This window comes from Massilia litorea, from assembly GCF_015101885.1.
GTDB classification, from domain to species: Bacteria; Pseudomonadota; Gammaproteobacteria; order Burkholderiales; family Burkholderiaceae_D; genus Telluria; species Telluria litorea.
On the sequence record NZ_CP062942.1, the window covers coordinates 121,294 to 137,031 of the forward strand.

9 protein-coding genes and 1 pseudogene are annotated in these 15,738 nt (G+C 55.1%); 4 read left to right on the forward strand and 6 right to left on the reverse strand.

Annotated elements, in window-relative coordinates; translation table 11 throughout:
• The first annotated feature begins 972 nt into the window (after positions 1 to 972).
• The 4 genes and pseudogenes from LPB04_RS23800 to LPB04_RS23815 all read left to right on the forward strand — a co-directional run bounded on the left by LPB04_RS23800 (position 973) and on the right by LPB04_RS23815 (position 7,799).
• Positions 973 to 2,088: a ParA family protein gene (locus LPB04_RS23800; RefSeq protein WP_193689204.1), complete on the forward strand. Its 1,116-nt coding sequence runs from the start codon at positions 973 to 975 to the stop codon at positions 2,086 to 2,088.
• Positions 2,089 to 2,121: 33 nt separating this feature from the next.
• A complete protein-coding gene (locus LPB04_RS23805; RefSeq protein ID WP_193689205.1) occupies positions 2,122 to 3,177 on the forward strand; it encodes a ParB/RepB/Spo0J family partition protein in 1,056 nt (351 codons plus the stop codon).
• 3,652 nt (positions 3,178 to 6,829) lie between these two features.
• A pseudogene (locus tag LPB04_RS23810) lies at positions 6,830 to 7,425 on the forward strand (IS6 family transposase).
• 59 nt (positions 7,426 to 7,484) lie between these two features.
• Positions 7,485 to 7,799 (forward strand): hypothetical protein, encoded by a 315-nt coding sequence (locus LPB04_RS23815; protein WP_193689206.1) that lies wholly within the window; start codon positions 7,485 to 7,487, stop codon positions 7,797 to 7,799.
• 534 nt (positions 7,800 to 8,333) lie between these two features.
• Here the strand turns inward: LPB04_RS23815 and LPB04_RS23820 are convergent.
• From LPB04_RS23820 to LPB04_RS23845, 6 genes are all read right to left on the reverse strand, one after another.
• A complete protein-coding gene (locus LPB04_RS23820; RefSeq protein ID WP_193689207.1) occupies positions 8,334 to 8,567 on the reverse strand; it encodes a hypothetical protein in 234 nt (77 codons plus the stop codon).
• A gap of 446 nt (positions 8,568 to 9,013) precedes the next feature.
• Positions 9,014 to 10,513: a recombinase family protein gene (locus LPB04_RS23825; protein ID WP_193689208.1), complete on the reverse strand. Its 1,500-nt coding sequence runs from the start codon at positions 10,511 to 10,513 to the stop codon at positions 9,014 to 9,016.
• A 63-nt stretch (positions 10,514 to 10,576) separates the two neighbouring features.
• Positions 10,577 to 12,076: a recombinase family protein gene (locus tag LPB04_RS24275; RefSeq protein WP_193689209.1), complete on the reverse strand. Its 1,500-nt coding sequence runs from the start codon at positions 12,074 to 12,076 to the stop codon at positions 10,577 to 10,579.
• Between the two features lie 78 nt (positions 12,077 to 12,154).
• Positions 12,155 to 13,299 (reverse strand): IS3 family transposase gene (locus LPB04_RS23835; RefSeq protein WP_193686218.1). Its coding sequence is split into 2 segments (ribosomal slippage): positions 12,155 to 13,041 and positions 13,041 to 13,299, totalling 1,146 coding nucleotides; the frame shifts between segments, so codons are not numbered across the junction.
• Between the two features lie 316 nt (positions 13,300 to 13,615).
• Positions 13,616 to 15,220 (reverse strand): recombinase family protein, encoded by a 1,605-nt coding sequence (locus LPB04_RS23840; RefSeq protein ID WP_193689210.1) that lies wholly within the window; start codon positions 15,218 to 15,220, stop codon positions 13,616 to 13,618.
• Positions 15,221 to 15,288: 68 nt separating this feature from the next.
• On the reverse strand, positions 15,289 to 15,588 hold the full coding sequence (locus LPB04_RS23845; RefSeq protein ID WP_193689211.1) for a sigma-E factor negative regulatory protein: 300 nt from the start codon (positions 15,586 to 15,588) through the stop codon (positions 15,289 to 15,291).
• Between the last annotated feature and the right edge of the window lie 150 nt (positions 15,589 to 15,738).

Below are 15,738 nucleotides of genomic sequence, written 5' to 3' on the forward strand. Positions count from 1 at the left end.
CCTTAGATCCACGCTCCCTGTGAAGACTCACCGTGACTTGCCGAAAGGTCCCTGTTCGTTCTCACCTGGAGGGCCTTGCGTGCCTGAATCCGCTCACCTTCGCTCCCTGCATGACCTCACCCAACAACGGCCACATCCCTGCATGCGCTCACCCACATCCCCGTAGAATCTCACCCAGGTCCCCGTACAACCTCACCTCGATCGCTCGCAAGCCGCATGCATGCTGGCTTTCAGCAGACGTAAACAGGTAAACAGGGGTTAACTTTGTTTTTCTAACAAAACCCCTCAATCCGCCTGCGAAAACGCTCATAACCGATAGCACCGAAAATCGACGCGGTATCACACCGACTGACGCAAAATGCGTCATGCCGCGTCATCGGTGATCCGGGTAGGTCATATCCACGCGATGACAGAAACCAGGCGAAGCGTCCCTGTATCGGCTCACCGTACGCCCCCCAAGGTGCTAGACAGACCCGGCAAGCACAACGCCCTGTTGTGCCTCGCCTTTGGAGACGGAATCTCTTCCTTCGAGTCGACTTCGCGATCACTAAACACCAACCCGTACATTGGCTGTCGTCCCTGTTGAAGTTCACCTAATCAGGCTACGCGCGGAGCGGTTCCACGAGTGCCCTCGAAAGGCCCATGCTGGCGCTACCACCCGCTCCCTGTAAAGGCTCACCTTGGCGTCACCACCATCAGGACAGTCCTTTTGAACCAAAATGTTTGGCCAATAATCTACGCCGGGGTTACCGGTAACGTTCCTCGTCCCTCACCAATGTTGCGGCACCCTTGACTCCCTGTGGCGTCTCACCTAAAGAAGGTAGAGCGATATAAAAAGTCGCCTGCGAGGAAAACGTGTCAACAACGTGCGCATTACGTGTTGCAAGGCTTTCCTTTGATATCGATATCTTTTCCTTGCATCGAACCGTCTTTCTAGGAGAAAATTGTAGGATCAACATTCGGGAGACTGACTTGGGACGCAAGACATTCAAGGTACAAGGGGTGGCCAAGCTGCTTGGCATCAGTGTCGACTCTGTACGTCGCGACGCCGACGAAGCAGGCCTGCAAATTGAACGCCAGGGCGGAAGCGGACCCAAGACGAGGATTTTTACAGTCGAGAACGTGTTCGACCTGGCGGCGCACCGCGGGCGTAAGTATGGTTTGACGCCCAAGACCAAGCGTATATTGACGGTATACGCACCCAAAGGTGGGGTGGGCAAGACCACCATCAGTTCGAATATCGCTTGTATTCTCGCCCTGTTGGGCTTGCGGGTACTGGTAATCGATCTCGATTTCCAGGCAAATCTGACAATCTCGTTTGGTTACGACCCCGAACTCACTCCCGAAGAGGCCGCAACCGCTGGGCTGCCGCAATCAACCTGCGTGGAGTATCACCTGGGACATCTACTGCCGCAGTGGCAACAAAATGGGTCAGTACAGCCGCTGGCCAAGGTCATCAAAAAACCTTTTGGCGAGAACGGGCCGCACCTGATTCCGTCCGAAGTCACGCTCGACCGGCTGGAGGCGCTGTTCACCGTCGACGCAATCATGGGGAAGAAACCCGAGTTGGCGATCGCACGCTGGCTCGACGAAGGCCTGTCGGGCCGTAATCCGAACCTGGACCTATCCCAGTACGACATCGTCATGTTTGATGCCCCTCCGGCAAAAAACCAGACTACACGCGGGGCCTTGTTAGCCAGCGACTTTGCCGTCGCTCCCGTATCGATGGAACGCTACAGCACGAAGTCAGTGTCCTACCTGGCCGACGTGATCGGTGAGATGAAGAACACGTATAGCAAGTTCCCCCAGCTGTCGGTACTCGGCAATTTCTTCGACGCGAAGCGGGTACGTGTCGCCGCCCAGGTCATTGCGCTCACGAGTAAATATCCGGAAGCCTGGATGGACAATCAGATCAGTTCCAGTGAGGAATTCAAAAAGGTACTCGACGACGACGATGGCCTGCCCCTGGCCTTGGCCCGGCCGACAAGCACGTCCGCCGACGAGCTGCGGGCGGCAACCCGCGAGTTGGTCGAGCGCATGGCGATGTTGAATGCGAGTGCTCAGAAAGACGGCTTGCGCGTCGCCTAAACGACGCCGGTCATTCTTGAAAATGGAGAATCTGTGACGAAACACCAGCAATCAGAAGCGGACTTTAACGCTTCCTTGGCCGAACGCCTGCGCGCCGTCCCTCGCGCCGCGGCGCCGATGCACATGAACGACCTTCCGAGCGGCCCGTCGAAATCCTTGAACGACTTGCTAAGCGATAACCAGCCATCGGGAAGCCCTGTGGCACCTGAACCACCGCGTGCGCCCAGCCCGGACGATGGCGGTGTCATCCCCACCCGGCGCATTCCGCTGCATTTGATCGTCGACTCTCCCTATCAACCACGCAAGAAATACGACGAGTCCGAACTGCAATTGCTGGGCGAGACCTTGAAGGGACGTGGGCAAGATGAACCGATTACGGTTCGACAGCTCGACGGCGGGAAGTATGAGCTCATCGCCGGCCACCGCCGCGTCCGAGCCGCGCGACTGGTAGGCTGGTCCGAGCTGGATGCCCGCGTCGCCACTTTTTCGGACCGGGAAGCCTGTCTCGCGACCCTGGTGCACAACGAGAGCAACGTCAAACTATCCGATTACGAACGCGGCTTAGCTTATCAAACAGCACTCAAAGAGGGCTATGCGTCGACCCAGTCAGGCGTTGCTACGGTGTTCGGCTGCACGCAAGCGCGCGTCTCTCAATGCCTGAGCTTGTTCGATCTGCCTCAGCCCTTGCTGGAACTGATGGCGAAGTACCCGGAGCTGATCACCTATCGTAAGGCGCGTGTCATCAAGGAAGCCCTGGCCAAGCATCCGTCTGGCGAAGCGACGATCATCCGTGCGGTCGAGGCGCTGATTGACACGCCTCAAATGGATCAGTCGGAACTACGCGCGGTATTACTGAAGCCCTTCGAGGCCAAGCGCGTCCGCGTGAAGGCTTCCGCTCCGCGTACCATCAACGACAAGAACGGTGAATCGGCCTTTCAGGTTCAGGTCAAGTCGCGCGACATCGTAATCCAGGTCGAGGACGGCGTCGATGTCGAACTGGCCCTGCAAAGCGCCCTGGCGGCCTTGCGAGAATTCGCCGTGACGCTCGAGTTGCCTAAAAAGCAAAAATCAGGCAAGACATCGGACTGACCGTATGTCGCCGCGGGCTACCCAGGTATGTGCGGCGCATGCTGGGCAACGCTCGACGACAGTTACCCAAGGGCGCCTTTGGCGCCCTTTTGTTATGGATCGCGCAGCCTGGCGCACCGGATGTGAAGCCGCGCAGGCGGCGCTTCCAGGATGTGTACCGGCGAACCGTCACAGCCATACAAGCAGCATTTGGCGATCGGCCCGAGCCGCAGACGCCTGAACCGACAGGTGCAGTTGTCGGTCACAGGTGCACGGCGTCCGCCCGTACGCTGCCGCGTCCAATCCAGCGCACGTATTGGCTACCCTTCCCGACCCGTCTCGTCGTCACCGTGCAGCCCATCATTCACGGACGAAGGATGATTATCGTCTGCAGTGGTGGTTCGGTGAGCCTAACAAGCGTTCCACGCATTCCCCGTGATTTTCTCCAGAGAGCCGACGCAGATGTGTCGGTCGAAGGTGCCGGCATGACAAGGTGCCGGCTGATACGTAACACGGGCTGATGGAGAGAATGAATAGAGGTCGAATCCCGATCCGGTACGAAAGGTGAGTGTCTACAGGGAGTAACGCCGGACGGCGAAGGTCACGCCGGCTGCGCAAAGGCCGTACAGGCGGTGTGGCGCACCCTGCGGATGGTTGGCCGAGGTTTTCCAAGAGCTGGCGGAAAAACGCGCTCTTAGAAGCGCTGGTCGATTCGAAAGGTGAGTGTCCACGTGGAGCAAGGGTAAATCGACCTCGCCTGGTCACCTCGGCTGCGCGTAAGTCGTGTGCTATCCGTAGTGTGCCGAACGACATGCCGAGACAGTGATAACACCGTCATACCCCCAGGCCGGTATGCCAACTGGTTCGCCTCGCTTATCGACGGATGAGGTCCAAAGCATCGATGCGGTCGCTGTTTCGAATGGTGAGCTCCCTCAGGGACGTGTAACGCTGGACAGTGACCAGAACCTCGTCCTGTCGTCCTAGCACTCCTATGGTATGAGGGGCTTGGTTTTGCAAGGCCGGTCAGGGCCGGATCATACGAATCTGCTCTTGCGACGTGCCCGTTGTAAGCGGAACGGCTGCGGGCATGGTGTGAATCGGAATAGTCGTGGGAGAAACATCACGCCAAAGGTGAGACCAGTCAGGGAGTAGAATCACGCTGACCGGGCCACAAGCGGGCGCTTGTTGGTGGTCTGTTTCCACCGCCAGGGGCAGGTGCGCAGGCAGAGAAGTTGCACCAGGCGGTCTAAGGGAGTGCGCTCTCACGCACAGGTCACACATTTGCTGTTGCCGGACGAGACGCTTTCCTAGTCAGGGAAGAGGCGAAGCACTGCGAGAGCATTGCCCGATCAGAAGATCTGCACACGGCTCTTGGAACGATGGGTTATCCCCGGTACATCGGCCCAGGTTCGTCACGCGATGAAAAGACAGTAACAGTCGTATGGAGCAAGACCCATGATGTAGTGATGGACCAGCATGCGTCCTATCTGCTTCCCTGGCCAAAGTTCGGTCTACCTCAGCCTTTATGGAAACGCTCGACGACACCGGCCCGGGACGTCGAAACGTGATTGTCGGGTTAACGCAGGCGGTCTCTATATACGGGTAACGGCTGTTAAATCAAGTTACGGACGTTCAGATATAACATCTTCCAGCTGTCTCGCACGACGTCGAACGCTTGGACGTGCTGTGATGACGCCGTTGGTGATGGTCCCTGCCCATGGTTCATCAATGAGGTAGCAGGGTAGTAGTGGTAGTGGTGCAGCCGGTCCTCCAAAGTTTAACCGGCTCTTTTCTGGACAATACGAGTCGTGATATAAGCTGCTTATAAAGCGGGACCATGTGCCAATTCATACAGGCCACACTTATGGAAGCTTGCTATGCCGCGGTTGTACAACCGCCTCGGCACGGACGCTAGGATCGTTCCTTTGATACTGTGTGCACTCTACGGGCTGGCTGGAATCCGTACGTTCGGGTTACAGATGGCACGCGCCATCACACTGTCAGAGTCCTCCGGCTGGTGTCTTACGTTTGCTTGGCATCACGGTAGGCGATGCGTCCGACTAGCTAACCGAACCGCCCGTATGGAGCAGTTCATGGCATGTTTGATGTATGAAGGCTCTATAGTTAGCTATGATAGACCTACCGGCGCTGTCAATTATTGGCACACGGCCACGATTGGCTGGAAATCCTCTGTGTTGGTCAACGATTCGCGGCACGCTTTGCCTGAATCCCTGATACCGACTACCTCCCAGTCGTCACTTGTTATAAGCAGCTTATAAATGTAGTGCTCGGATTCCGTTCACGGGAAGGCTTACGGGCTCAGGATGCCGTCGGCCTGAGGCGTCGAAACGTCCTGGTCCGATTACGCAGACGGTCTCTATGTGGGTCACGCCTGTTAATCGATTGATAGACGCTCCGATACAACATCTTCCTGCCGCCTCGACCAACATCGAGTGGGTAAACGTGGTGTGCTCACGTGGCGGGCGATAGGCGTTTGCGCCTGCTACGGCGTTGATGATGGAGGGTAGTACTAGTGGTCGGCCCTTCTTCCAAGGGTCTAACCACCCCTTTTCTTCACAAACGAGCCTTGATATAAGCTGCTTATAAAGCGGGACAATCCGTCAATGTATATCAGGACACACTCATGCAGGCTGTACTACCGATGGTTATATAACCGCCCGGCCATGGGTGTGAGGAGCGTTCCTGATGCTGAGAGCGCTCTGCGGGCTGGGGTGGAATCCGTACATCCGTGTTCCGCACGGTAGGCAATCATCACGCCGCCAGAATAAAGTTTTCCCGTTGGTGTACTGCAATTGCTTCGTATCACAGTAGATGATGCGTCCGGCAAGTTGGCCAAATCGTTTGCATGAAGCATCTTTTGTGATGGGTCGCCTACGGCGCTCCGGCGCTATGCGATAAGTGCGCCGGACGCTACTGTAAAGCTCTTGGCACACCGCCAAGCTGGGCGGGGATCCTGCCGTGGTGGTCGAAGATTGATTTGCTTCGCCTGGACGCTTTAACCTCAATCGTCCGGGCCCTGTTATAAGCAGCTTATAAATCCACCCGTAGGATTCCGTTCACGTAAAGGCCCGTGTACCACCGCTTATAAGCTGCTTATAACCTTCCGTGGCCCTCTTTTCATCTGCAGTTCGAGAACGCCAACAAAACTCATTATGCTCGCCGCCAGCCGTTGACGACACGCTTGAAGCGCCGACGCTGGCCCATGTGATTTGGTCGTGCTTCATGAACATGCTGCCAAATACCTGCTTTCATTCATTCGAGGAGGCCACGGCAGTACGCCGCACGCTGCTGCGGCTGAGTTCACACGAGGTGTAGCCAAAAAAGGTATGTCAGCCTTAATGGCGCAGAGAAGCCCGCGGGCGCTGCGCGGTCACTTATGCTCATTCGTCCACTTCTTGTCGATCAACGGTGAGTCGGCAGATGGGCGGCTATACGCGAGCAAGCGTCTTCGGACAGAGGCCCTTGGGCCACCGCATCAAGCCGCCTGCGAGCATTGTCAACATATCTGCCCTTTTACTCCGATCGTTTACGTGCGGTACTGACCCTGGCAAACATCACACCTTGAGGTCCCGCTCGTGGTCGACGATCTGCGTACCAACAGGCTGCGGCACGCATGCTGCGCCAGAATGCAAAGCGCACCCACCAAACCAGTATGCCGTCGGGCAGGAGCCTGTCGATCTCCCACACGACAATCCTTCGCTGGGTTCAGCGGTATGCGCCGGAATTCGACAAACGCTGGAGCCGCTTCGCGGCGCCGGTTGGCACCTCTTGGCGAGTGGACGAGACCTACGTGACGATCCGGGGCCAGTGGGCTTATCTCTACCGGGCTGTCGATGCTTCGGGCAAGACAGTCGACTTCCGGCTCAGCCCGCGACGCGACGTCGCCTCGGCCGAGGCTTTCTTTCGCAAAGCGATACGTTCTCAAGGCGGTCTCCCGAGACAATTACGCTCGACGGTTATGCCGCTTCCCATCGTGCCGTTCGCGAACTCCAACGGCAGGGCAAGCTTGCCGACCTGACGAAGCTTCGCTCATCGAAATACCTAAACAACCCGATCGAGCAAGACGACTGCAGTGTTAAGTCGAAGTTGGGTGTCATGCTGGGTCTGAAAAGCTTCGCTTCCGCTGCCATCACAATCCGTAGTGTTGAGCTGATGCATCGCATTCGCAAACGCCAGTTTGACCTGCCTGCTCTGACCACTCATGGGGAGACTCCGTCCGAAATCTGGGCGGCTGTCCTGGCCGCTTGAGCTGACGGAACATCCTACTCAGTCAGCATCCCCTCATCCATAATTTGCACCAGAACCAAATGAAGCTCACGCTGACGTACGGCCAAGATATGGCGGTGCTCACGCTCCTCGACCCCATTGGCTTAGACAATACATGGAGTTGTGATCCCAACGATTTTCTGTCGCAAGGGTCAGGGAAGTGCACTCAAGGTCTCGGATCGCAACTGGTGATACTGGCAAATGATAGCGGCAACGCCAACGTCCTTCAGATCCTTTTGCTAAATATGTTTAATCCCAGAGCTGGACAATCGGGAAATGATGCGGTTGCCAGTGGCGATGGCGGGATGGTTGGGGATATGAAGTCGGTGCAGTGGGCGGTCGTTTCAGTTGAGTGAACCTGAGGAGCGGTATTCAAAACCGGTTTTCGTCGCCAAGGTCAGACCAGATGCACTGGTGCTGCAACATAGCGCGCCGCTCTGCGTGCGTGGCCAGCACCCGTGCCGCTACTTCAAGTGGTAAACCGTTAGCCGCTAAGGCCCAAGCGGCCTCCATGTGGTTGACGATAGGGAGAAGAATCAAGACCGGGTCAACTCGGCTGGCAGGAAGCATGTCTGTGCGTTCGATCGTCGCTTGACGATAGGCCTAATCTAGCGCCGGCGATTGCGTGAGCGCAGGCAGCTGTCTTCTAAATACGTGCTGCCGTACGTAAAGCTCTTTCTAAATGCTCTACATGTTGCTCGGCGCAGCTGCAGCTGAGCGAGCGCTCCTGACTACCGAACTAGCCCCGCCGTGTGTAACCGATCCAAAGCAGATATTGCAACGTTTCACGTGAAAGTTCGAAAGCCCCGGGTCACGCACCTTTAGCAACACATTCGACGAGCGCTTGAACGCGTTGAGGCAGGATGGCTTTAGCGTTAGACAACTCAACATTAGCGAACTAAATCGACAATAGAAGCCATAATGTCGATTCGATAACGCGATAGCGGCCGCAGGGCCTTTACTGGCTTCACCGAGTGAAAGCCCGGTTGGGCACGCTCCAAGCGTATAGGTTGCGGAACGCTTATCCCGACCCGTGCAGCTACTTCGCTCGCTGGGTGGCCGCCCAGCGCCACCTGCTTGACCGCCGCAATCTTGAGTTCCTCTGTGTACAGCTTTCCACTCATACCTTCTTCTTCTGCCCGACATTATCGCTCAGGAGTGTCTACGACAGTCGTGGCGATTCAGAGAACGCGTCCTCGAGGACCAAGTACGACCCGGGGCGCGCTAGACGAATCGAGTTCACTTGGTGCAGGGTGTATGTACAGAAATGCAAACTCTTGGGCGTCGATTGACCTTTCGACGGTTCTAACAAAGATAGAAGTTGCCACATGTACCTCCAGATATTTCCCGCACTCGAAATCCTGTAACTGGCCGACGAATCAAAGTACGAGCAGCCTTACAATACAGGTTCGATCGATGCCCGCTCGGCAAGCACTTCGTATGGATGAGGTACCTCGAAACGGACAGTACTGAACAATGCACACATGGTTTCGCTCCCAAGCTAGACATGGCTCAGATCCTAGCGCCGAGTAATGGGTTCCGAGCTATCATTTCTGATAGGTGCTTCTTACTAGTCAAGTCCAAATACGCGAGACATTGAGGCATACGCAAACTGCTGGTATCTGAGCAGTGTGCGTGTTGATGGCCAAAGGTACTGATGCTCGGGGAAGCTTTGGACAGGCAGTAAATAGATCTGCGCCACCTCTTCGTTGGCCTCGTTCATACGAATCCAAACGACGAAGTCAGCCGGCGGCGAGTGCCGCACGGTGACTTTCCAGCAAGGGTGGCTACGCTCATACCGGCACCTGGTGCATAACAAGCGCACGATGACACCGTTGATCCGATATGTCCGCGTCGTCAATTGCTCTACTTTTGCCTTTGCCCGAAGCGCACAACGTTCCAGTTCAATTGCCATGTCTTTGGTCACGCAGCGAATTCTGAATCGGGCGATCGTCGCGCGGGACAATGATGGACCAGACACCCCAGCAGCCTCGTATGCGGCAACTAATCCTCGAAAACGCAGCGCATACGACTTTGCTGACGGGAGACAACTGTTATCGATGAGATCCGCGGAAACGTTGCCATGCTCAACAAGGATCTCTCGCAGACCGTCGAGCATCTCGTCGTCGGTCCAGTGCTTTCCGCGGCATAGTCGCACCTGTTTGGTCTTGTTAAACATCTCATTGCTGACAATGCCTGGAAAAGCATCCTCGACCCTTACCCATTTGTCTGTGTCGTTCGGGCGGCGGGAGCTTCGCAAGCGCTGTGTACTGCGGTTAAAGATAAGAGTACCGGCATACTTCTCGTTCGTAAGTATCCCCTTGACGTTGTGGGCAGACCAAGTCCTGCCGAATTGATTCGTTAAGCCCTCAGCATTGAGTATCTCTGCAATCTTGGTGTCAGGCATCTCCCTATCCGTGCACATGTCGAAGATCCTGCAGACAACAGCGACCTCTTCACTAGGCCCAAGAACGAAACCCACCCGATCAGTAGGCAGGCTTTTTCGTTCGCCAATCTCGAGTGTTCGGAGCGTCAGTCCATCTGCCGAGTGACACTGACGTCTAAGCCCATACCCAGCCGAACCACCTTGTTTGTAGCCAGCTGCGGTAAGCCGGCATTGCGCCCGAAAGACCTTCGCCGATAGCTCCCGACTGTACTCGGCAGCCATTGCGCGCTTCAGTCCCTTGAGCAGTGTCGCCAAGGGTGACCCGTCGTTCGTGAACGGCTCAGCGCAATACGAAATCATGATGCCGGCTTTCCGGCATGCATATTCGTAATAGGCACTTTCATCGACGTCCTGAAACCGTCCCCAGCGGCTTACGTCGTACACAAGAACGGCAACATAGCCGGCTTGACCGGACTGTACGTCGTTAAGTAGCTGTAGAAGCCCGTTGCGTCTGTTGAGAGTCAATCCGCTTCGCCCTTCGTCACGATAAATAGCAATGACTTCGAAATCGTGCTGAACTGCATATTCTCGTAGGGCCGACTCTTGATGGTCTGTCGAGTAATTCTGATGCTCAGTCGACGCTCGCACGTACAGTGCGGCGCCACGGGAAACAAGCCGGGCCATGGCGGAACTCCTCACTAATGCTGATGTCGGTATGTTGCGCTTCAGGCTGTGCGTCGAACTGGCTTACGGGCCGAACATTGACGCCAGGGACAGGTATCGTAATTCGGCGAGGCGCTCAAGGTTCGACTCTTTCAAATAGAGCGGACCGTTCGCGAGTTTCACTGCCGGAATCAGGAAGTAATCAATAAGCTCATGTGTGTCACCGTGGAGCCGTGCCGTAAGGACGAAGTCGGCATCTAGCAACGGCATGACTCTCCAATTTACCAAGCCTCTCTTCGGCCTACGTCGAGTCGCAATTTCTATTCGGACCCGAACACACTGGTTGATGACCAAAGTGTGCGGCGCTTTGACCTCATGTACGGTAGCGCCAGAGGATAGTGCGAGTCTCTTTACCTCTGCAAATAGGTCACGCAGCTTCGCTGCGATGAGCTTTTTCGTTTCGACGAAAACGTGGGATGGGCAGGGGATAAGCCCAGCCGCATCATATGCAGCGATAAGGGAGCCGAAGCCGCGCACGAATAGCTGAGGGTCTGGCATGGACGGATCCGCCGCGATGATCTTCGCGTTCACCCTGCCGTGCGTTTCGTGACACCTCTGCAGGAGGACGAGCAACTCGTCCAGGGTGTAGCGACGCACGCGCCTGGCTCGCTCATCTCGCGCTTGAGCGAATAACGATAAAGAGATCAGGGGCTCGACGGCACCTTCATTCACGACCCACTCTGCATGAGGATTGGACTTGCGCCGACTCGATAGCTTGCATGACTTCCTGTTGAACGCCAACGTTCCGCAATACTTCAGGTTAGTCAGCAGTGAATTGACCATCGAGTGGGTCCAGGGTCTGTCAAACTCGCTGGCGATGCCCTCAGCGTTCAGTAGCCGGGCAATAGCTGGCTCGCTGAGCTTTTGTTCCAGGTAGAGGGCATAGACGCGCCGGATTGTTATTGCCTCGTGCGCCGGGCCCGGGATGAGTATGACCCGGTCAGTGACAGCTCCCTTTGCCTCACCGTATTCGAGTACCCGGCGTGGTGTCCCATCCTTCGTCAGGGCTAAGCGTCTGAGGCCATAACCGGCATGGCCACCTTGCTTGAATCCGATCTCGGTGAAGCGACATTGCGCGTTGAAGGTCTTTGTCGAGAGCTCCCGGCTATACTCCGCGGCCATCATTCGCTTGATGCTCTTCATTAACGCACCAAGTGGTGTTGCATCGTCAGAAAATTGCTCACCGCTGTAGACCACCTTGATGCCAGCACGACGACACGTATGCTCGTGGTAAGCCGCTTCGTCAACGTCTTGGAACCTACCCCAGCGGCTCACGTCGTAAACGATGATCAGCTGAAAGTCGGCATTTCCCGATTGCACGTCATCGATCAGGCTCCTTAGCCCTGTACGGCGCCGGATATCGAGTCCGCTCTTACCCTCGTCCACGTACTCGCGTACAACCTCAATGCGTTTGCTAAGCGCGTACTCGTGGATTTTTGCGCGCTGATGATCGGTTGAGTAGTTTTGGCTCTCGGTTGACATCCGCACATAAATTGCGGCCTGAATTGGCTGGCTTGATGACACGCGTGCGCTCCTTGTTGAGCTACCGGCGAGACCTGTAGAGTAAGAAGTGGCCTTCCCCCATCGTCACGGACACTTCCGTTAGGCGCATTTTAGGTTTTCAAACTGTACCGGGCTGATATACCCGAGAGTGGAATGACGCCGGCGTGGATTGTAGAACCTTTCGATATAGTCGAACACGTCTGCCCGTAAATCATCCCTGGTCCGGTAGTGCTTTTTGCTCAGCCGCTCGGTTTTCAGCGTCGAAAAGAAGCTTTCCATTGCAGCGTTGTCCCAGCAGTTGCCGCGACGGCTCATGCTGCAAACGATGCCGTGCGATTCGAGCAAGCGCTGGAAGTCTTCGCTGGTGTATTGCGAGCCCTGGTCCGAGTGATGCAATACTGCCCGAGGCCGGCCGCGGCGGAAGATGGCCATCAGCAGGGCATCCATTACCAGCTGCGCTGTCATGGTCGGTTGCATCGACCAGCCCACCACACGCCGCGAGTACAGGTCAAGGACGACAGCGACAAACAGCCAGCCTTCGCCAGTCCATACGTAAGTAAAGTCAGCAGCCCATTTCTGGTTCGGGCCTGGCGCTTCAAATTGCCGGTCCAGCAGGTTCGGCGCGATGGCGTGGACTGGCGAATCGAGCTGCCCAGGTGCGCGGCGACGCTTGTGGCGGGCCTTGATGCCGGCAGCTTTCATCAGCCGTGCCACGCGGTTCTCACTGCAGGCAAAGCCAGCATCGATAAGGTCTCGCACTACGCGCGGCGAACCGTATGTGCCATCGCTGGCTTCGTGGCTGTGCTTGATCGCCTTGAGGAGCTGCGCATTCTCACGTTCATGCGCACTTATTGGTCGGCCGAGCCAGTCGTAAAAACCACTGCTCGACACACCAAGCAGACGACACATCGTTCGCGTTGGCCAGATGGCTCTATATTTGGCGATGAAGCCGTACTTCACTTGAGGTCGGCTGCGAAGTAGCCGAGCGCCTTTTTTAAGATGTCGCGCTCCGTCTTGACCTTTGCCAGCTCGCGCCGCATGCGCTCATATTCCTGGGTCGATACCTTCTCGCCCCCGCCCGTAACCTCTGCATCCACGTTGGCGTCTCTGCACCACCGCCCCAGCAAATTGGCGCCAATGCCAAGGTCGCGGGCGATCGCCGCCTTGCTTGCACCAGGCTGGCCTACCAGCTTGACTGCCTCGCGCTTGAACTCTTCTGAAAACAACCGTCTTTCACGTGCCATGTAACTCCTCCGATAGGGACATCATACCTATCGAAAGTGTCCGCGCTGGTGGGGGAATGCCAAAGAGTATCGAGTTAGGCGAAAGTGGGACGCACGCGTGAAAACAGAGGCAGTAATGCTTAGCGACATTGCAACCTAAGGGCGTGCAGGCAAGATAGCGCAAATTATGCCAAGACTAGGAGGTATGCTTCCAACCGACCTATGCGGACATTACAGTTCTAACGCATACCCGAAATCGACCCTTAGCAGACGATCGAGGAAATCAACCAACGCTACATTTCTGCATCGTAAATCGCTACGCTATTTTGAGAGTTTTTCATTTGCGCCGTCCAGTGGGCGTGCCAGCTTCAACTTCTCCAGTAGCGCTTTGGTTGGCACACTCGTTTGATTTCATGTCTTGATTATTCGTCAACTTTTCTTTCCAAAGTTGACGTAGGGAAGCATATCCAAATCGCTGGTAGAAGTGGAGTGTATGCGTTGACGGCCAAAGGCACTTATACGTCGAAAATTCCTGAACAGGCAACAAATAGATTTGCGCGATCTCGTCATTATTTTCATTCATGCGTACCCAAAGCACAAAGTCTGCTGCTGGGCAGTAGCGCAGCGTGACTTTCCAGCGCGGATAACGTTTCCCGTGGCGGCACTTGGTGCATAGCAAGTGCACTGTAGAGCCATTTATCTGATAAGTAAGCGTAGAGACTTTTTCAATATTTATGCTCGTCTCTATTGCACATCGCTTCATCTCGTTTGCCATCTGTTTTGTAACAACTAGAAGCTTACGGCGAACCATTGTTGAATGAAACAACGAAGGCCCAGCAAGGCCAGCAGCTGCAACGGTGTTAACTAAGCCTCGAAAGTGCCCCGCGTAACGCATTTCCAATGGAAGATCACTTTCTTCTACTAGATCTACTGAAATTGTCCCATGCTTTTCGACAATCTCATCCAAACCTTCCCATATTTCGTCGTCAGTCCAGCGTCTGGCGCGTCGTAGCCGAACGTGTCTAGCCTGATCGAATACCTCCATACTAACAATACTAGGCAACGCACCTTTCACAGTAATCCACTTGTCGACCTCATTGGCGCGCCTGGGGCTTCCAAGTCGCCTCGTGTAGCGATTAAAAACCAGATTGCCCGCATATTTTTCGTTAGTTAGTATTTCCTTGATAGTACGGTAATTCCATAATCTACCGTTTTGGTTTCTAAGGCCCTCGGCGTTGAGGGTTTCAGCAATCTTCATATCAGTCATATGTTTATTAGTGCACATTTCAAAGATCCTGCGCACTACAGCAACTTCTTCATCAGGTCCGAGAATCAAACCAACCCGCTCGGTTGGCAAATGTTTGCGCTCGCCCATCTCGAGCGTTCTACGAATACTTCCATCATTTGACTGACATTGCCGCCGAAGACCATATCCGGCTGTACCACCTTGTTTATAACCGTCAGCTGTTAGGCGACAGTGGGCATTGAAAACTTTTCTCGACAACTCCCGGCTATACTCTGCCGCCATTACGCGCTTTAGCCCTTTAAGTAGAGTTGCGAGCGGTGACCCATCATTCGTGAATGGCTCTGCACAGTAAGTGACGGAAATGCCTTCTTTACGACACGCATACTCATAATATGCGCTCTCATCAACGTCTTGGAACCGGCCCCAGCGGCTCACATCGTACACAAGTACTGTAACGTAGCTAGCTTGTCCCGACTGAATGTCGTTAAGCAGGCTAAGCAGTCCCTCGCGCCCTTCAAGCGTTAATCCGCTTCTGCCCTCGTCACGATATTCTGCGATGACCTCAAAGCCATGTTGTTTCGCATACTCCTTTAGAGCTGATTCCTGATGAGCCGTAGAATATATTTGACGTTCGGTTGATGCTCGCATATAAAGTGCAGCGCCTGGAAAGACGGACGCGACCATAAGATCCTCCATGATGAGTTCTTACATTTTGATATTTCCCTGCACAGTTCAATTATGATGCATGGAAATAGATTCGAGCGTCAGCGCAAGGTTACGTGGTCGCCGACCATGACTGATTTTGCGGCTTCAAATTCAGAAGTGAGGCTGTGTACAGGAAGAAGTTCGGCAGCCAGTCGGCTTCTCATGCGCGCTGCGAACTCGAGAGAGAGCTGGAAACACACGCTCGTCCTCATCACATGGCCGATAAGGCGATAGACCTCCCATGCTTCAGTACCTTCGGGGGTACGCAAAGCTAACTGGGCAAGTATGTGGTCTTCAGTCGACAATGCGCCATCGCTAAAGGCAGATATACGTTCACGGTTTTTCCTGTTTTCGTCCATAAAATCTTCCAATATGCTGTGTAATAATTTTAATGTGGGTATGTATTTATAAGCGTGGTATCCGTAACGACGCAGTTCCTGCTACTTTCTCTTACGTCGCCCGATATAATTTACGCGCCGTAACTTCGTCGATTTCAATGCATGTTGCCC

Bases quoted from the DNA above. Each gene is read 5' to 3' on its own strand.
- LPB04_RS23825 (WP_193689208.1), bottom strand. From the start codon at position 10,513: ATGGCCCGGCTTGTTTCCCGTGGCGCCGCACTGTACGTGCGAGCGTCG.
- LPB04_RS23845 (WP_193689211.1), bottom strand. From the start codon at position 15,588: ATGGACGAAAACAGGAAAAACCGTGAACGTATATCTGCCTTTAGCGAT.
- LPB04_RS23815 (WP_193689206.1), top strand. From the start codon at position 7,485: ATGAAGCTCACGCTGACGTACGGCCAAGATATGGCGGTGCTCACGCTC.
- LPB04_RS23840 (WP_193689210.1), bottom strand. From the start codon at position 15,220: ATGGAGGATCTTATGGTCGCGTCCGTCTTTCCAGGCGCTGCACTTTAT.
- LPB04_RS23820 (WP_193689207.1), bottom strand. From the start codon at position 8,567: ATGAGTGGAAAGCTGTACACAGAGGAACTCAAGATTGCGGCGGTCAAG.